General features: G+C 69.6%; 15 protein-coding genes and 1 rRNA gene. 4 read left to right on the top strand and 12 right to left on the bottom strand.

Translation table 11 applies throughout. From position 1 onward, the window contains the following. Nucleotides 1-53: 53 nt before the first annotated feature. From ABZX61_RS35945 to ABZX61_RS35915, 7 genes are all read right to left on the bottom strand, one after another. Nucleotides 54-917, bottom strand: a complete 864-nt coding sequence (locus ABZX61_RS35945; RefSeq protein ID WP_355200592.1) for a hypothetical protein — start codon at nucleotides 915-917, stop codon at nucleotides 54-56. A 1-nt stretch (nucleotide 918) separates the two neighbouring features. Then, on the bottom strand, nucleotides 919-1,896 hold the full coding sequence (locus ABZX61_RS35940; protein WP_355200590.1) for a copper transporter: 978 nt from the start codon (nucleotides 1,894-1,896) through the stop codon (nucleotides 919-921). Then, on the bottom strand, nucleotides 1,893-3,089 hold the full coding sequence (steA, locus tag ABZX61_RS35935; RefSeq protein WP_350739900.1) for a putative cytokinetic ring protein SteA: 1,197 nt from the start codon (nucleotides 3,087-3,089) through the stop codon (nucleotides 1,893-1,895). Before steA ends, ABZX61_RS35940 begins: the two co-directional genes overlap by 4 nt. Nucleotides 3,090-3,162: 73 nt before the next feature. Next, nucleotides 3,163-4,872, bottom strand: a complete 1,710-nt coding sequence (gene recN, locus ABZX61_RS35930; protein ID WP_350739897.1) for a DNA repair protein RecN — start codon at nucleotides 4,870-4,872, stop codon at nucleotides 3,163-3,165. 105 nt (nucleotides 4,873-4,977) lie between these two features. After that, a complete protein-coding gene (locus ABZX61_RS35925; RefSeq protein WP_350739894.1) occupies nucleotides 4,978-5,877 on the bottom strand; it encodes an NAD kinase in 900 nt (299 codons plus the stop codon). Further along, a complete protein-coding gene (locus ABZX61_RS35920) occupies nucleotides 5,874-6,686 on the bottom strand; it encodes a TlyA family RNA methyltransferase (protein ID WP_355200587.1) in 813 nt (270 codons plus the stop codon). Before ABZX61_RS35920 ends, ABZX61_RS35925 begins: the two co-directional genes overlap by 4 nt. Further along, nucleotides 6,683-6,844, bottom strand: coding sequence for a hypothetical protein (locus tag ABZX61_RS35915; protein ID WP_350739888.1), 162 nt, complete (start codon nucleotides 6,842-6,844; stop codon nucleotides 6,683-6,685). Before ABZX61_RS35915 ends, ABZX61_RS35920 begins: the two co-directional genes overlap by 4 nt. A 128-nt stretch (nucleotides 6,845-6,972) precedes the next feature. Here ABZX61_RS35915 and ABZX61_RS35910 point away from each other — a divergent pair, with 128 nt between their 5' ends. Further along, on the top strand, nucleotides 6,973-7,320 hold the full coding sequence (locus tag ABZX61_RS35910) for an SCP2 sterol-binding domain-containing protein (protein ID WP_350739886.1): 348 nt from the start codon (nucleotides 6,973-6,975) through the stop codon (nucleotides 7,318-7,320). 891 nt (nucleotides 7,321-8,211) lie between these two features. Here ABZX61_RS35910 and ABZX61_RS35905 read toward each other — a convergent pair. Further along, the gene (locus ABZX61_RS35905; RefSeq protein WP_355200585.1) at nucleotides 8,212-9,183 is read right to left on the bottom strand and encodes an HAD-IIA family hydrolase; all 972 of its coding nucleotides are present in this window, start codon (nucleotides 9,181-9,183) and stop codon (nucleotides 8,212-8,214) included. Between the two features lie 764 nt (nucleotides 9,184-9,947). After that, nucleotides 9,948-10,370: a tetratricopeptide repeat protein gene (locus ABZX61_RS35900; protein ID WP_355200583.1), complete on the bottom strand. Its 423-nt coding sequence runs from the start codon at nucleotides 10,368-10,370 to the stop codon at nucleotides 9,948-9,950. A 120-nt stretch (nucleotides 10,371-10,490) separates the two neighbouring features. On the opposite strand from ABZX61_RS35900, the gene ABZX61_RS35895 reads away from it, so the two are divergent. Further along, entirely contained in the window at nucleotides 10,491-12,287 is a 1,797-nt protein-coding gene (locus ABZX61_RS35895) for a DUF1015 domain-containing protein (protein WP_355200581.1), read from the top strand. Nucleotides 12,288-12,715: 428 nt separating this feature from the next. Here ABZX61_RS35895 and ABZX61_RS35890 read toward each other — a convergent pair whose 3' ends face one another. Next, entirely contained in the window at nucleotides 12,716-13,135 is a 420-nt protein-coding gene (locus ABZX61_RS35890) for a single-stranded DNA-binding protein (protein WP_350739874.1), read from the bottom strand. A gap of 110 nt (nucleotides 13,136-13,245) precedes the next feature. Between ABZX61_RS35890 and ABZX61_RS35885 the strand changes: the two genes are divergently transcribed. After that, a complete protein-coding gene (locus ABZX61_RS35885; RefSeq protein WP_350739871.1) occupies nucleotides 13,246-14,181 on the top strand; it encodes an MBL fold metallo-hydrolase in 936 nt (311 codons plus the stop codon). Between the two features lie 578 nt (nucleotides 14,182-14,759). On the opposite strand, the gene ABZX61_RS35880 is transcribed toward ABZX61_RS35885, so the two are convergent. Continuing rightward, a complete protein-coding gene (locus ABZX61_RS35880) occupies nucleotides 14,760-15,893 on the bottom strand; it encodes a hypothetical protein (RefSeq protein ID WP_355200578.1) in 1,134 nt (377 codons plus the stop codon). On the opposite strand from ABZX61_RS35880, the gene ABZX61_RS35875 reads away from it, so the two are divergent. Further along, on the top strand, nucleotides 15,831-17,498 hold the full coding sequence (locus ABZX61_RS35875) for a hypothetical protein (RefSeq protein WP_355200576.1): 1,668 nt from the start codon (nucleotides 15,831-15,833) through the stop codon (nucleotides 17,496-17,498). The two genes, ABZX61_RS35880 and ABZX61_RS35875, sit on opposite strands and share 63 nt — an antisense overlap. 477 nt (nucleotides 17,499-17,975) lie before the next feature. Here the strand turns inward: ABZX61_RS35875 and rrf are convergent. Then, nucleotides 17,976-18,092: ribosomal RNA gene (gene rrf, locus ABZX61_RS35870) — 5S ribosomal RNA — on the bottom strand. Nucleotides 18,093-18,205 lie beyond the last annotated feature (113 nt).

Here is an 18,205-nt window from a genome sequence, read left to right as displayed (position 1 = left end):
CCCGATCGCGCCGACGCAGAACATCCTGGCAGGTCGTACCGACAAACGAGCGGTCACACAGGGTCGACCGGTCGGCGGCCGAGCATGTCGAGGCGGTTGAGCACGGGGTTGCCGGCGATGACCTTGGTGAAGCTGACCTTCTCCGCGGCGGCGGTCAGCGCCACCACGGTGCCCAGCAGGACATAGCGTCCCGGACGGCCCAGCTTGGTGACGGCGGCGAGCCCGAGCAGGGCGCCCAGGGAGTTGGCCCCGGCGTCGCCGAGCATGGCGCGCTCGCCCAGGTCGTCCGGCAGCAGCGCCGCGGCGGCCCCCAGCGGCACGGCGGCCAGCGCCGCGGCGGCGGGCGAGTCGCGGAAGAGGGAGGCGGCCAGCAGCGGCCCGCCGGTCAGCAGGCCCACCTTGATGGCCCGGCCGGGGCGCAGGTCGAAGAGGTTGGCGAGGTTGGCGGCGCCGGCGATGGCGGCGCCGTTGACCAGGGTGTCGACCGGTCCCTGCGAGACGAGGGCGGCGGCGCCGAGCCCGGTGGCGCCGATGCCGAGGATCTTGACGGCGCCGCTGGTGACCTCGCCCCGGGCGAGCGCGGTCAGGTGGCCCTTGAAGCCCTTGGACGACGTGGTGCCGTACAGGTCGTCGTAGGCGCCGAGCGCGCCGCTGCCCGCGCCCGCGACGAGCGCGGCCAGGCGCAACCGCCCCGGCAAGCCGGGTGTGAGCGCGGCCGCCGTGCTCGCCCCCGCCACGAACGCGGGGCCTTCGAGCAGCGTGATGGGCTCGCCGCGGTGGTTCTTGCGCGTCCAGCGGCCGCTCAGGTCGGCCGGCTTGTTGCGGGTGAACGCGGCGTACGCGACGCGGGCGGCCGCGGCGCCGATCGCGGCACCGGCGAGTGCGTAGAGGAGGCCACGGGCCTGGGTGGCAGGCATGTCAGCTCCCTGACTGGGTGGTGGGGGACGGAGTGGCGGTCGTCACCGTGGGCAGCATCGCCGAGGCGCCTCTGCCGATGCCGTACTGGCCGGCGCGCCCGTTGAGCTGCTCCCGGAGAGAGTAGACGATCGCGACCCGGCCCGCGGGCATGTCGGCGGTATCGACCGAGCTGACCCTCTTGGAGACCTCGCCGTCGTCGCGCAGGGCGGCGATCGGGTCGCCGGGCGCGGCGGGGGTCGCGACGGTCCCGGCCAGCACCGTGCCCTTGCCCGCCAGGTCGAGCCCGCCGGCCACAGAGACGAGCGCGCCCGCCTGGACCTCGGCGCTCTCGCCCTCGTACGGCTTCTCCGGCGCGAGCATGACGGCGAGCGTGGCCCGCTTGACCGGGTCGCCGTCCGTGGTGAGCAGCCCGCCCGTCTCGAAGGAGCTGACGACGTCGGCGGTGGCCGGGTTGGGAGTGTTGGCCTGTGCCTGGTCGGGGGTGACGAAGGCGGCCGACAGCAGCATGGCGGCCCGGTCCCAGGAGGTGGCCGTGGCCGGGAAGATCATGTTGGCCGGCTTGAGCTGGTTGACCAGGCCGTCCAGCACGCCGACGCCCTTGGGGTCGAAGAACTTCTCCGTCAGCGAGGCCCGCCCGGAGATCTCCGCGCCCGCCTGCGTGAGCACCTGCTGCGCGGCCTCGCGAACGGTGGTGCTGGAGCCGGGCGTCTCGACGAGGAGCACCCGCTGGCCCGTCAGGTCACCCGCCACCAGGTCCGGCGTCAGGGCGGTGATGAGCGCGTCGTTGCCGGCCTCGCGGCCCTGGAGCGCGTCGAGCTGCGTCCGCAGCTCCTCCTTCGACTTGGTGAGCTGGGCGGCCACCTCCTGCGCCGACTTGACCGCGGGCTCCTGCAGCAGCGTGGTGCCCAGCACGATTCCCACCGCGAGCGCCAGGAAGATCGCGACGATGGAGACGAGGTGGTAGCGAAAATCGATCACGAGAAAAGTCCGACCAGCCAGAAGATGAAGGCGTTCCAGGCATCTTGCAGACCGTTCAGCCAGGTCTGGCCGATCGGTGAGAGGAAGAGCGCGACGCTCATCACGATGAGCGCCGTGATCACGAGCAGGAGCAGCTGCGGGGTGGAGATGCGGCTGCGGTAGAGCCTGCTCACGCCCTTGGCGTCGATGAGCTTGCTGCCGATGATCAGCCGGGTGAGGAACGTGCTGGCCATGCCGGGGCGTCCCTTGTCGAGGAACTCCTCCAGCGTCCCGTGGGTGCCGACGGCCACGATCAGCTCGGCACCCTTGTCGTCGGCCAGGAGCATCGCGATGTCCTCGCTGGTGCCGGTGGCGGGGAAGATCACCGCCTCGCGGCCGAGCTGGTGGACGCGCTCCAGGCCCGGCGCCCTGCCGTCGCGGTAGGCGTGTACGACGAGCTCGGCGCCGCAGGTCAGGGCCTTGGTGGAGACGGAGTCGAAGTCGCCCACGATCACGTCGGGCAGGTAGCCGGCCTCCATGAGCGCGTCGGCCCCGCCGTCGACGCCGACGAGGACGGGACGGTATTCGCGGATGTAGGGGCGGAGGGTGGCGATGTCTTCTTTGTAGTGATACCCGCGCACCACGATGAGGACATGCCTGCCCTCCATCGGGGTGCGGATCTCAGGTACGCCGACTCCGTCGATGAGCAGCTTGCCCTCACCACGGACGTACTCCATGGTGTTGACGGCGAAGGCCTCGATCTGCACGGCGAGCCCGGCGCGGGCCTCGGCCATGGCCGACTCGACGGCCTCGACGGTCTGCTCACTGCCCTTGCCGACGATGTCGTCGTCGAGGTAGACCACGCCGTCGCTGACGCGTACGACGTCGCCGTCCTTGACGCGTTCGAACAGCTCCTGATTGACGTTGTCGACGAACGGCACGCCCGCTTCGAGCAGAATCTGGGGCCCCAGGTTGGGGTAGCGGCCGCTGATGCCGCAGGCGACGTTCACCACCGCCGCGGCACCGCATGCGACGAGCGCCTCCGCGCTGACCCGGTCAACGTCAACGTGGTCGATAATCGCAATTTCCCCGGGCTGGAGGCGCTTTGTCAGCCTCTTGGTCCGCCGGTCGATTCTCGCCACTGCCGTTACACCTGGAAGGTCTCCGACCTTCCGGCCGCGGAGGCCCGGCATCTTGCTTCCCGGAACCTTCATCAAGACCATCCTGCCAGAGCGAAACAGCGCAGAGGCCACGCATGACGCGGCGTGTCCGCTATGTCACCCAGGATCACCTGTCTGCCGCAGCCAGCCCCAGGAGTTCTTCCGCGTGGGCTCTGCCCAATTCGGAGTCCTCCAAGCCCGCCAACATGCGGGAGAGCTCGCGTACCCTGCCCTCGTGGTCGAGCGTGACCACGCCGCTGCGCACGACACTGCCGTCGCTCGCCTTCTCGACCACCAGATGCTGGTCGGCGAACGCGGCGACCTGCGGCAGGTGGGTGACCACAATCACCTGCGCGGTGCGGGCGAGCCTGGCCAGCCGGCGCCCGATCTCGACCGCGGCCTTGCCGCCGACCCCCGCGTCCACCTCGTCGAACACGAACGTCGGCACCGGGTCCGCCCCCGCGAACACCACCTCGATCGCGAGCATGACCCGGCTCAGCTCACCGCCGGAGGCGCCCTTGTTGAGCGGCAGCGGCGGCGCGGCGGGGTGGGCCGCCATCCGGAGCTCCACCTCGTCGCGGCCCTCGGGGCCGAACTCCTCGCTCTGGCTGAGCTGCACCACGACCCTGGCATGGGGCATGGCCAGCGCCGTCAGCTCCTCGGTCACGGCCTGACCGAACCGCTCGGCGGCGCTCTGGCGCACCCTGGTGAGCTCGGCGGCCAGGTCGGTGAGCCGGGCGGTCAGTTCCTCGTGCTCGCGGGTCAGCTCCTCGATGCGCTCGTCGTCGCCCTCCAGCTCGGCCAGCCGCGTGGCGGCCTGCTGCGCCCAGGCCAGGACGCCCGCGCTGTCCTCCGCGTATTTCCTGATCAGCCCGGACAGCACGGAGCGGCGCTCCTGCACCGCCGCCAGCCGCGCCGGATCCGCCTCGATCGACTCCGCGTAGGCCGCCAGGTCGGTGGCCACGTCGGAGATCAGGTAGCCGGCCTCGGCCAGCCGGTCGGCCACGGAGGCGAGCTGGGGGTCGAAGTCGCGTACGGCCTCCACAGCCGTACGCGCCTCGCCGAGCAGCGAGACCACGTCGTGGGGACTTCCCGCCGCCTCCATGGGGTCGCCGAGCAGCGCGGTGTGCGCGGTGGTGGCGGCGCTGCGCAGCGCGTCGGCGTGCGAGAGCCGCTCCTCCTCACCGCGCAGCTCGGTGTCCTCGCCCGGCTTGGGTTCGACCTTCTCGATCTCCTCCAGACCGAACCGCAGCCGGTCGGCCTCCTGCGTGCGCTCCCTGGCCCTGGTGGTCAGCTCCTCGAGCAGCGCGCCGACCTGCTTGTGCCGCTTGTACGCCTGCGAGTACGCCCGCAGCGGCTTGACCAGCTCGTTTCCGGCATAACGGTCGAGCGCCGCGCGCTGCCTGGCCGGCTGGAGCAGCCGCTGCTGGTCCATCTGCCCGTGCACGGCCACCAGGTCGTCGGCGAGGTAGGTCAGGGTGCCGACGGGCACCGTGCGCCCGCCGAGCCAGGCTCTGGATCTGCCCTCGGCCGAGACGGTGCGCGAGATGATCAGCTCGCCGTCCTCGACCTCGCCGCCGATGTCCTCGACCTGCTGGGAGACGCGCCCGGCCGGCTTGATGACCAGCGTGCCCTCGACGCGCGCCCGATCGGCCCCCGGACGGATGCGCGAGGGGTCGGCCCGGCCGCCGAACAGCAGCCCGAGCCCGGTCACGACCATCGTCTTGCCCGCGCCGGTCTCGCCGGTGACCACGTTGAAGCCCGGCGAAAGCTCGAGCACGGCCTCGTCGATGACGCCGAGCCCCTGGATGCGGACCTCCTCGACCCTTGGTCGCACTGCCCACTCCCGTTCACTGCCGTGTCTGATGGTCACCCGCGTCGTCTCCGAACACGTGTGCCAACGTGTGCCCAGGCGATCCTACGCGGTCCCGCCTCCATTGACTCAGGGTCGCACCCTTCCGCGCCAGCCCTGAACAGGAAGCTCGAACTTGGCGACCAATCTGTCGGTGAACGGCGCGCCGCTGTTCTCCACGCCGTGCAGCCGCGCCAGGCGTACGGGCTCGGCGCCTCTGCGCACCTCGACCCGCGAGCCCGACGGCAACTCGAAGCGGCGCCGCCCATCGCACCACAGGACGCCGCCCGGCGTCTCGGGCAGGATCTCGACGGCCAGCGTGGAACGCGGCGAGACCACCAACGGCCTGGCGAACAGCGCGTGCGCGCTGATGGGCACCATGAGCAGCGCCTCCACCTCCGGCCACACGACGGGTCCGCCCGCCGAGAAAGCATAGGCCGTCGAGCCCGTCGGGGTGGCGCAGATCACGCCGTCGCACCCCCACCGCGACAGGGGGCGGCCGTCGATCTCGGCGACCACCTCGAGCATGCGCTCCTGCTTCTCCACGGTCACCTCGTTGAGCGCCCACGTGTCGGCGATCACCCGGCCGTTCTGCCTGGCGAGAACGTCGATGGTCATGCGCTCCTCGACGTCGTAGCGACCCGCCACGACGCTGTCGACCGCCTCGGCCAGGTCGGCGACCTCCGCCTCGGCCAGGAACCCGACATGTCCGAGATTGACCCCCAGCAGCGGCGTGCCCGCCGGCTTGGTCAGCTCGGCCGCACGCAACAGCGTCCCGTCGCCACCGAGCACGATCATGACCTCGGCGTCCTTGACCGCGCCCGGGTCTCCGGGCACCGTCTCCACGCCGCCGCAGCCGACCTCGGCGTACTCGGTCTCGAGCACCCTGACGTTGATTCCGGCGTCCACCAGCCGGTTGATGACCAGGCGAGCGCTCTCGACTGCGGCGTCACGCCCGGTGTGTACGGCGACCAGCACGGTCCGTTTCATTGCGGCCCTTCCGCGACGGCACGTTGGATCTCGGCTTCGAGGTCGGCGACAGCTGGCTCGCCCTCCCCTTTGCCCAGCCAGAGCAGATATTCGACATTTCCCGATGGTCCCGGCAAGGGGCTGGCGGTCACACCGCGCACGGTCAGCCCCAGCTCCCGGGCCTTGGCGGCGGCATCGCTCACCGAACGCCTGCGCAACTCGGGATCGCGCACGACGCCACCCGCCCCGACGAGGTCCTTGCCCACCTCGAACTGCGGTTTGACCAGCATCACGAAATCGGCCCGCGGCGCGGCGACCGAGGCCAGAGCGGGCAGCACCAGCCGCAGCGAGATGAACGACAGGTCGCCCACGACCAGCGTGGGCGGCTCGCCGACCATCTCGGGGGTCAGGTCGCGTACATTGACGCGCTCCATCACCGTCACCCGCTCATCGGTACGCAGCGACCACGCCAGCTGGCCGTATCCCACGTCCACGGCGAGCACGTGACCGGCGCCGCGGCGCAGCAGCACGTCCGTGAACCCGCCGGTGGAGGCGCCCGCGTCGAGGCAGCGCCGGCCCTCCACGCTCAGGTTCTCGAACGCCTCGAGCGCGCCGAGAAGTTTGTGCGCTCCTCGCGAAACGTAGTCGGGCCCGTCCTCCGACTCGGCCACCACGATGGCGGAGGCGGTCTCGACCTGGGTGGCGGACTTGCGCGCCGCCTGGCCCCCGACGCTGACCCGGCCGGCCTCGATGAGCTGGGCGGCCTGCTCACGCGACCTGGCCAGGCCCCGGCGTACCAGCTCGCTGTCGAGGCGGATCCGCCGGCTCACTGCTCTTCCACTGCGGTGGCCAGCGTGGACTCGAGCCCGGAGAACGCCTCGTCGAAGACCTGAACGTGCTCACTCACCGGCAGCTCGCCAAGGCGGCCCAGACCGGCCACGATGGCATCGACCCGCTCGTTGCCGGTCTCCTCCGGCAGCTCACTCATGACTCGACGGTAACGCCTCCCGCGAGCGCCCGGGACCTTGGCAGGCGTGTCACGCGTTGAAGCTCATACGGGGGTGCTACTGATGTGGAACGCTACCGTCCGCAAAGGGAAATGAAAGGATGCGCATCATGGCAAGCGTCGAGGAGTGCCGGGCGGCACTGGTGAAGCTCGTCGCCCAGTTCGACGAGATCGACGAGCAGGATCGTGCCAAGCACGTGGTCGAGCGGACGGTCAGCTGCCGGGTTCCCGACCTCGACGTGATCTTCTACGGCCGACTGCACCACGGAGGGCTCGACCCGTTCACCGAACGTCCACCATCGGACGGCAAACCGGCGGACGTCAAGCTCACGATCGCGAGCGACGACCTGATCGCCCTGGTGGACGGGGAACTGGACCTCGCTCGCGCGCTCCTCGGGGGACGAGTGAAGGTCGATGCCAGCTTCGGCGACCTCCTCCGCCTCCGCAGACTCCTCTAACGGAACCCACCCCACCCAACAAACCCATCACCTCACTTCAGCAAGCCCATCACCCCACCCCAATGAACCCATTGGCTTACCCCAACGAACCCGCCACCCCAACCAACGAACCAGCCACCCTGCCCAACTGACCCGCCGCCCTGCCCCTCGGGCCCGCACACCACCCCAACCCTCCCCAGCCGCCCCCAAAGGGGCGGCTCACCACTCACCGCCCCTGAGCCCCCTGCCCGCCCTCCCTCCGTCTGCCCGCTCTCCCTCCGAACGGGCCAGACCATCTGACGACCGCGACCGGCATAGTCGCCACGACGGCACCACCTACTGCCGGCCCCACCCCTGACGCCAACCCCGCCAAACTCACCCCGCGCGCCCCAACCCCAGCAACACCGCGCAGCCGAGACATCAGGTCGCCAACACCGGCCCGTCCAGCAGCAGCGAGGCAGCAACAGAGGGGCAGGCACCACCAACCAGCCCCTGAGCAGACTCACCGCCGCCCTGCCCGCAACCCCAGCAGGCAGCACACACCCCCACGCCAACCTGCCCCTGAGCAGATTCACCGGCTCCGAGCCCGCACCCCCAGCAGGGCCGCACACGCCCCAACCCCAACCAGCCCCGCTGTCTCCGCCTCAACCCTGGCGACACCACGCAGCGGAGACATCCGAGCCGACCCACCCGTCCAGCAGCGGCGACCATAGCAGCGACGGCAACCACGGCAGCGACCACCGCAGCGGCGGGGACGGGGACCACAGCTGTGGCAGCGGCGACACCCGGGCGGCAGCTTGAGGCAGCGCCAACCACCCGACACCCCTGCGCCAGATTCACCGGCCTGCCTCTACCCGGCAACACTTCAGTGAGACCGGCGAACCCTCAAGGGTGGCCCAGCCCTCGCGAACCTCAGCCCAACCGATCCAGCACAGGCTTCACGGCGTCCTCCTCGACCCGCCCCTCCCCAGCCACGGCCCACGCCGCGTCGCAGGCGGCCCGCAGCCCGTCAATTCGGCTCCCGTCACCATCGAGCCGCAGCACGCCGTCCTGCCACCGGGCCCGCCACCCCCCGCAAGCCCCATCCCGCACCTCGGGATAAGACTCCAGCAACGTACGCAAATCCGCACCGACATAGGTGGGCCGATGACGCGGTCCCGCCGTCAGCACATCGACAGCCGTAGCCACCCCGGTCAGCACCAGCAGGCTCTCAACCCCTGCGTTGGAGGCCCCCTCGATATCGGTGTCCAGCCGATCCCCCACAACCAACGGCCGCCGCGCCCCCGTACGGATCATGGACTCCCGATGCAACGGCGGATCAGGCTTGCCCGCATAAACCGGCTCAACCCCGGTAGCAGCCGCGATCACCCGAACCATCGCCCCGTTCCCCGGCAACTCCCCTCGCCCGGTAGGCATCGTGCTGTCCCCGTTGGAGGCCACGAACAACGCCCCCTGCCGCACCGCCAGCGCCCCTTCCGACAGCAGCCCATACGACAGCCCGGGGGCGATCCCCTGCACCACGGCAACAGGTGACTCGGCGGCGGTAGAAACAGGCCGAAGCCCCCGATCCCGTAGGGCCAGCCGCAACCCGGACCCTCCGACGACGAGCACGTTCGACCCGGGCGGCACCCTTTCGGCGACCAACCGAGCAGCGGCCTGAGCCGAAGTCACCACGTCGTCAGCCGAGGCCGGTGCCCCAAGCTCGCGAAGGTGAGTGGCGATGGCAGCAGGCGTACGAGAGGCGTTGTTGGTGACGTACGCCAGCCGCACCCCACGCCGCTGAGCCTCCTCCAACGCCGCCGGCGCCCCCGGCACCGCATGGCTGCCCAGATAGACCACACCGTCGAGGTCGAGCAGCAGGGTGTCATAGCCGTCGATCAGCACAGTGCCTCTCCCCGTTCGACTCTTACGCCGCGTGCGACTCTAGCGCCGCCGCAACCCTCACCTACACAAGGGCCGACCATTTCCACGCCCACCGCCGATGCGCGTGGACACCCATCTCCACACCACGCGCACACGCAGAGACACCCACCCCTACATGCGCAGGGCGCCCAACTTCACATCCCACGCCCACACCAACCAACGCCTCTCATCAGCCGCCGCCGCATTCACGGTTGCCATATCGAGCCGACTGACCCAGCGGCCGTTCCCTCGCGCCCCAAACGCATTACAGCCCGCCTGGGCTCCACAACCCACCCTGGCTGCATCGGCGGTCTCCTCACCCTCGTCGGCACCAGAGCACCCTGCACGCCTGAGATCCACACCGCCAATCGCGCGGGCGCACCCACACCCACCAGCCCCAGCTTTCCAAACCGGAGCAATCTTCACCCGCGCCCGTGCGCCCTGAGATCACTCAATACCAAACTTCACGCCCCCGCCCCGCCCGCGCTCGGCCACAGGACACGGCCCGCGCCAACCGCCGAACAGCGCGACGCCATTACCGACCACTCGATCCCGCACGAAGACAACAGGAACGCCGCCTACCGCCCGCTCACACACCAGGCCGACTCAAGCACCGAACCCCTCGCCGGAACGACGCAAGGCATCGCTCAACACGCATCCCACACCCAGAACCACATAGCTCAAGACAGCCAAAGAAGACGACCACAAGAGACCAGGGCGGCCACCCGACGCCCTACGTCCTCCGACTACATTTCGCGACGAGCTCGCAAGGTAGCGCGAACACTCTTCAAAGCCGACACATAATGCCGCTCATCCGGCCGCATGGCCACCGCGATGGCCAGAGGCTCCTGGGCCCCCTCCACATCCCCGGTCCGCCACAGCGACAACCCCAACCCAAAGTAGGCATAATCCTCGGCCGGATTAGCATTCACGATCTGCCGGAAACTATCGGCAGCCTCCGCGTACTGCCGTGAATTGAACTGCGCCCGAGCCAACGCTTCCAGAATGCTGCGCGATGCGGGTTCGGCCGCGGCAGCGCGCTCCAGCAACGCGGCAGCGGCAGCCGGGCTGCCCTCTTTCAGCAATCTCACCCCACGCTGATACCAATCGTAAACACCGCCCCCGGGAGCACCTGAGTTCTCGTTCTGAACGTTTCCATCGTGGGCCATGCGTGGGGACTCCTTCATCGCTGAACGACGGACCCGCTTCGCCCTGCTACGGGAAGGGCACGGGCTGCAACCATGGGGGGACTTCGGGGAGGGACAAGCATTTATGGGAGCATGCCCGGTATGGGGACTCCTGAACTGCCGATGCCGGACGGGCTGGTGCTGCGACCCTTCCGAGGGGTACGTTTCGCCGTCGAAGATCCCGCCAAGGTGACCTCCCCGCCATACGACCTGATCTCCGACGCCGACGTGGACGCCCTCCTGGACTCCCATCCGAACAACGTCGTCCGACTCATCCTTCCCCGCTCCCCCCGAGGCGATTCCTCCGTCAAACCACCAGCCCCCCATCGGCAACAGGAACCAAACCAAACACCCAGCACCGCGCCCCACCGCCCGTCGGCTGACGGCGAGCCGGCCACCACGCAGCAGCAGGCGTCCGTTCCTCCCGCACCGTCCGACGCCGGGCTTGAAACCCGCTATGCCAAGGCGCGGGACACGCTGAGGGCCTGGCTGGACACGGGTGTCCTGGTGCCGGATGACGTTCCAGCGCTCTACGTGTACGAGCAGAGCGGGCCGAACGTGCTGCAACGCGGCTTGATCGGCGACGTGGGCCTGGCCGATCCGGGGCAGCGCATCATCCTCCCCCACGAGGACGTCATGCCGGGCCCTATCACCGACCGGCTCGCCCTCATGAGCACCACGCAGGCCAACCTCGAACCCATCTTCCTCCTCTACAACGGCGATAACGGCACGGCCACTCGCCTGGTGGACGAGGTGGCCTCGGAACGGCGCCCCCTCGTGTCCGCCCACACCGAGGATGGCCTCACGCACCGCCTGTGGGCCATCACGGACGTATCCGAGATCAACGCGATAAACGCCGATCTCCACGACCGCCAAGCCCTGATCGCCGACGGCCACCACCGGTACGCGACGTACCGCGTCCTCCAACGCCAGGAGCACGCCACCCACCGCTCGGCCCAGCCCGAGCAGCCGCTCTCCACCACCACGAGACCGGAACCACCCGACATCCCGCAGACGCCGCCACCGCTGCACACCGCCACGTCAGAAGCCCACCTCTCCCAGCCTGCCGCCACTTCAAAGGCGCAGTCACCCAACGCCTCGGAGGCAGAAACATCCTCTTCCTCTGACGTCGAACCAGCGGCTCAACCACCTCATCCCGCCATCCCTTCGGAATCACAGACGTCTTCCCCCAGCGGGAACCTCGACCTGGATGGGAAGCCGTCGATCCCTGATATCCCCCAGGCCTCCCAGGTCTCCGGGACCGATGGTGTCGCCGGCAAGGCCGGATCCGTGCCCTCAGGCGGCGGCCGCTCGACACCAGCACCCGTGGTCGGGCCGTGGGACTTCGGGCTGGCCCTGCTCGTCGACTCCACCGCGTACCCGCCCAATCTGCAGGCCATCCACCGCGTGATCCCCGGGCTCCCCCTCGCCGAGGCGGTCGCCAAGGCCAGAGGCGCGTGGCGCGTTCACGACTTCGACGACTTGGCGCAGGGCCTGGCCGCCCTGGAGGAGGCTCAAGAGCCGGCCTTCCTGCTCGGCGGGGAGGGTGGCACGCACCTGCTCACCAACCCCGACCCGGTGCAGATCGCCCGTGCCATGCCGCCCGACCACTCCGAGCGCTGGAACTCCCTCAACACCTCCGTCCTCACGGAGTTCGTCCTGCCCAAGGTGTGGGGCATGCGCGATGACGAGCAGGCCGTACGCATCGTCCACCACGACACGGACGCCGCGGTGCGACTGGCCATCCGCACCGGCGGCACCGCGGTGCTCCTCAAGCCGCTCGCGGTTGACGACGTACTGGCCGTCGCTGCGGGCGGCGAACGAGTCCCCCGCAAGTCCACCTCCTTCGGTCCGAAGCCCAGGACCGGCCTGGTCCTCCGTACGTTCGCCATCGACTGACGCAGCCGTCTCCCCTCAATCGCGGCGCAGGATTCTTCACGATCGCCGACGTCCGCCGTCTGCGCGGCGATCGTAAGAACGTCCCCGCCGTCCATAAAGCGCTGTGCGGTGGCTCCTGCGAGAACCACCCGTGGCGGCGGGACACACGGAACGGTGCAACACCCAGCACGACCGCCCAGCCGCGGAGAGCCCCGATCGAATGGCCAGCCCAGCCACCCGCCGGCGAGCGCTGCCTGGCCGAGCGACTCCACGTGATGACCGCGAGCACTACCGCTGACCGCGGCGGACGGTTATGTGCTCTCGGTCGACGGACGGCCGAGGAAATCCACGCCCTCGACCGGCCGGCCGCCACCCCACAAGAGGGCGCTGTCCACGACCGGGCGAGGCTCCAGCGCTCTCCACGCACGCCAACTCTCACAACCGGTGGGTCAGCTTGCTGGGGCGAGGTAGACCACTTGGCGGGGGATCAGGGCGGCGAGGCTTCCGTGAGAGCTGTGGGTGGGGCCGTCCGGAAGGTCGCTGGGGAGGGGAACGTCGGCTTCGTACGGTCTGGCGGAGCTCACCTCCACCTCGTACCGCCAGATCTTGGCCGCGGACGGGCCGAAGACGCGGCAGCGGAAGGATCCGGTCACCTCCATGTAGTCGCGGGGTTTGAGGCCGCGGATTGTGGCCGCCGTCTCCGGGTCGAAGGTGACGCACGGAATGCTGTCGGTCAGGGCGGCTCCGCGTCGGTTGCGGCGGCGGCGCACGATGATGCGCCACTTCGCCACGGTGTCGCCGCTGGGCAAGGAGTGCTCCTCGACCCCCGCCGACAGCCGGCCTACCAGCAGGACTTCGTTTCGGTCCACTGTCGTCCTCCTATCGGTGCTCTGGTGGAGATCACTATCTACGATGAGGAGGAGGCCGGATCGGCTGGAATGCCGTTCTGGGGACAGCTGCTGGAGGCTCGGGAGTTCCTGTGGAAAACATCACCGCGTTGGGTGGCGACGTCTATGAAATCGACACCAAAATGGCTGGATACACGGGTATCACGGCCGGCTATCTGATTTTGGGGGATCGGCCGTGCCTCGTGGAGACGGGCACCTCGACCTCGGCCCCTGTGGTGCGCGATGCGCTGGCCTCGCTCGGTGTCGGCCCGGAGGACCTGGCCACCGTCGTGGTGACGCACATTCATCTCGATCACGCCGGTGGCGTGGGCGACATCGCCAAGTTCTTCCCGTCCGCGCAGGTCGTCGTACACGAGAAGGGCGCCCGCCATCTGGCTGACCCGTCACGGTTGATGGCCAGTGCACGGATGGTGTGGGGTGACAAGCTCGACACACTATTTGGTGAACTGTCGCCCACCGAGGCCGAACGCATCGTGGCCCTCGGCGACACCGGAGCCGTCGACCTGGGCAACGGACGCACGCTGAACAGCCACTACTCCCCTGGGCACGCGAAACACCACGTGGGCCTGATCGACTCCGCCACCGGAGACCTGTACGTCGGCGACGCGGCCGGCGTCTACCTCCCCGAAACGGGCGATCTCCGTCCCGCGACGCCGCCGCCGGACTTCGACCTGGAGACGGCGCTCGATTCGATCGCGTTGTTCGAGGCGCTTGGGCCGCAACGGCTGCTGTTCAGCCACTATGGGCCGGTCGATGCCGTACAGGAGACTTTGGAGCGGTCTGCGGAGGAGCTTCGCATCTGGGTTGATCTCACTCGGCGGGCTCATGCTGAGGGGATGGATCTGGACCACGCCGTCGCCATGGTCAGGGATCGCACCAAGGATCGCTATCGGGCGTTGGAGGCTGCTGGTGGGGAGGATGGGGCGGCTGAGCAACTCGAGCTGTTGAGTGGTGCTCCGTCAAACGTGGCGGGGATCCTCCACTGGCTCAACCGCGTCTCACCGTAGTCGCGCGTTGTGGGAGGTGCCGGGCGATGGGGGCGGGCGGATGTCCGCGTCGTCGCCTTACCGGTATCCGCTTTCCTCGCCTGGCCAATAAATCTCACCGCAGAAGCCGTGTGTCAGGGAGCGTCGTGCTCCCGTGTGTGGCGGTTCTTGGCGTCATACGGGTCAGGGGGCGTCGTGCCGTTGCACGTGCGCCGACGTCGTGGACGTCAGATTCCCCTAGGTCACGCGTGTACTGGGCTTCTCGCGGGTCAACGCTGTGCAGGATTTCTCGCGGTCGAAGGCCTGCGGGGTTTCTCGCATGGAGACGGGAATTTCACGCGGTCAGATGCGTATGGGATTTCAGGGCCGATGGACGTGAGCTGGGTTCCTCGGCACCGTACGAGGAGCCGAGTTCCTCGCCGTCAATCGCGCGGGGGATTCTCACGCTCATGCCGTACAGAATCCGCCGGCGGGCCGGATAGGCGGGCGTTCGTCATCGAATGAGACCGTGAGCGGTCGCCCACCCGTCCCCGCCGTACCGGACCGGCTTGACCGTCGGATGGCGACGGTATCGGTCCGGGTACGGCGGGGACGTGGCGTCAGTCGTCGGACTTGCGCTTGCCGTCCGAGGCAGGCTCGTCGGACTCGTCGTTGAGCGTGTCTCCGAAGTTGGGCTCGATGAACGCCGGGGTAATGCTCGGCGCCTCGGCCTGCTTCGGGGCCTCCTGAGCAGGCCGCTCAGTCTGCTCCTCGGCAGCGTCGGCGGGACCGGACTGTTCGGGCGCGTCGGCCGGGGCAGCCTCCTGCCCACGATCCGATGCGTCCGCGGGGGCAGCTTCTCGCGACTCCCCATCCCGTACGTCTGCCGAGGCCGCCTCCTGCGGCTCCTCGTCCAGAACGTCCGCCGGCTGCTCTTCCAGGACGTCGGCGGGCGCCGCTTCCCGCGGCTCCTCCTCGGCCGGGGCCGTTTCCGGGGACTCCTCATCGACTACGTCGGCGGACGCCTCGTCCGAGACGCTCTCCGGGGAGTCCAAGAGGTCGCCCGCTTCGGCCAGGGCCGTGGCGTCATCCACGTCCTCGGCCGCCTCAGCTGCCTCGGCCGCGCCGGCGTCGTCGAAGTCGTCCTCGTAGTCGAACTCCTCCTCGACATCTTCGATGACGGACCCGGTCAGCTCGGCGTAACGTTCGGCCGCCTCGGTCTCCCCGTCCTCGTCGAACGCCATCGCCCGTCCGAACCAGTCCGTAGCCGCCTCCTGGTGCCCGGCCTCGGCCAGAGCGTCCGCATACGCGAACGCCAGCCGCGCCGACCACGGCCTGGGCTGCGGGTCACGCAGCTCGGGGAGGCGCTGCAGGGTGATCACGGCGGCGTCGTGCTGGCCCAGGTCGCGGCGGGCGCCGGACTCGACGATGGTCAGCTCGATGCGTCCGGCGCGGTCGAGGCGTTCGGCCTCTGGCGAACGTACGAGGTCAAGCGCCCGCTCCGGACGACCGAGACCGCGCTCGCAGTCGGCCATGACCGGCAGGTACGCGTCAGAGCCCGTCATCCTCCTGGCCGCGCGCAGATCGCTCAGCGCTTCGGAGAAGTGTCCCGCGCGGTAGGCGACGATGCCCGCGGCCTCTCGTACGACACCGATCCTGGCCGCGAACCTGCGTGCCACCTTCGTGTGCTCGTGCGCCCGGTCGGGGTCGTCGTCCTCGAGCGCCCGTTCGGCGGCGACGAGGTGCCGGCCCACCAGCTCGGCGAGGTCGCCGGGCAGGGAGCGCAGCTCCTCGCGGACTTCCTTGTCGAGCTCGTCCGCGGTGATGTCGAGCGCGACCTCGGGCAGCTTCTCGCGCTGCGGGGCCTCGGCGTCGCGGTCGGACCTGCCGTACCTGGCGCGGGTGCCCGAGGAGTCGGGGCGCTCGCCGCGGTCGTCCCGCGAGAACGGCCGCGAGTCCCGGCGGGGACCGAAGCCACCTTCGCGACGGTCGCCGCCGCCACGCGGGCCGCGGTCGCCCTCGCGCCCGCCACCGAATCCGCCTTCACGACGCGGACCCCGATCCTCCCGGAACCCGCCCTCGCGGCGGTCGCCGTAGCCGCCTTCCCTGCGGGGGGCACGGTCGTCCCTCGAGAATGGACGCGAGCCTTCGCGCCGGGGGCCGCCCCCACTCTCACGCCGGTCACCGTAGCCGCCCTCGCGACGGGGGCCGCGATCATCCCGATCCCGGAACGGACGACGCTCCTCACCCTCACGACGCGGCCCACGATCGTCGCGGAACCCGCCTTCGCGACGCGGGCCTCGATCGTCACGGAACCCACCTTCGCGACGCGGGCCTCGATCGTCACGGAACCCACCTTCGCGACGCGGGCCTCGATCGTCACGGAACCCGCCCTCACGGCGCGGACCCCGATCATCGCGGAAGCCACCTTCGCGGCGCGGCCCTCGATCGTCACGAGACCCGCCCTCACGGCGGTCGCCGAAGCCGCCCTCGCGGCGCGGGCCACGGTCCTCACGGAAGCCGCCCTCACGACGGTCGCCGTACCTGCCCTCGCGCCGCTCGCCGAAACCGCCCTCACGGCGAGGACCGCGATCATCCCGATCCCGGAACGGACGACGCTCGTCACCCTCACGACGGGGGCCGCGATCGTCGCGGTCCCGGTAGGTACGACGATCGTCACCCCGGGGTCCGCGATCATCACCCTCACGTCGAGGGCCACGGCTGTCGCCGAAGCCGCCCTCACGACGCGGGCCGCGGTCCTCACGGAACCCGCCTTCGCGACGCGGTCCTCGGTCGTCGCGGAACCCGCCCTCACGGCGCGGTCCTCGATCGTCGCGGAACCCGCCCTCACGGCGCGGACCACGATCGTCACGGAAGCCACCTTCGCGGCGCGGCCCTCGATCGTCACGAGACCCGCCCTCACGACGGTCGCCGTACCGGCGCTCGCCGAAGCCGCCCTCGCGGCGCGGGCCACGGTCCTCACGGAAGCCGCCCTCACGGCGGTCCCCGTACCTGCCCTCGCGCCGCTCGCCGGACCCGCCCTCACGACGAGGCCCACGGTCATCCCGGTCCCCGAACGAACGACGCTCGTCACCCTCACGACGCGGGCCGCGATCATCTCTGTATCCGTCGTCGCGCCGCGGCGTCCTGTCTCCACGACCGTAGGAGCGCGACCTGTCGTCGGAACGGAACGGACGGTCGCCGCCGGAGTCTCGCCCACGAGAACCGTACCCGCCGCTCCTGCCGCCTCCGCTGGAGCGCCTGTCCCCATAGTCGCCGCGCCCGCGCTGTCCGCCGTCCGATCCGTTATCACTGTTCACTTCTGGTCCATTTCGTTGGCTCACTCAGCGGACTCATAACGACGGTCCACCGTGGCTGGTCGCCGCCTCTCGGGCCTTACGCGACGAAGGCCACCCGTGGGGTGGCCCGGTTCCTTCCAGCCTAGCAAGCCCCAGTACGTCCATGAGCCCGGACGCAAGCCATATATCGGCGCAACCAGAAACGTACGGTCAGCGAGGGTGTTCGCACTGTCACCACGCCTCGCGGAAATCTTGATCCGCGAACGGGATTCGGCCGAAGTTGCCGCTCTGCCATCGGGGCGGTCAACGCCCGTCGTCCGTTTACGAAGGCGCTCGAATTGCGGAACAGCGCACAGCTGCGCCGTTAGCGGAACGTCACAGCTACAGAAATGTGGCCTCGGACGCCGATCTGGCCAGTAAGTGGAAGGGCGGGTAGCCGGCCGCGCCAGGGAACGCCCCACAGCTCCCATCACAGCCGACACAGCACACAAAAAAAGGGGGTCCGACGCACAAGGCGTCGAACCCCCTCCAAAGATTGTCCGGCGGCGACCTACTCTCCCACACCCTCCCGAGTGCAGTACCATCGGCGCAGAGAAGCTTAACTTCCGGGTTCGGAATGTAACCGGGTGTTTCCTTCCCGCCATAACCGCCGTAACTCTGCGAAACAGCCATTTGCTGTCTCAGAATCACATAATGGACGCGAGCAACGACTAGAAAAGTCTGCTTTGTGGTCAAGTCCTCGGCCTATTAGTACCGGTCAGCTCCAC

Origin of the sequence: Nonomuraea sp. NPDC003709 (genome assembly GCF_040610775.1) — a bacterium.
Taxonomy (GTDB): domain Bacteria; phylum Actinomycetota; class Actinomycetes; order Streptosporangiales; family Streptosporangiaceae; genus Nonomuraea; species Nonomuraea angiospora_A.
This window is presented reverse-complemented; position numbering and strand designations above follow the sequence as displayed.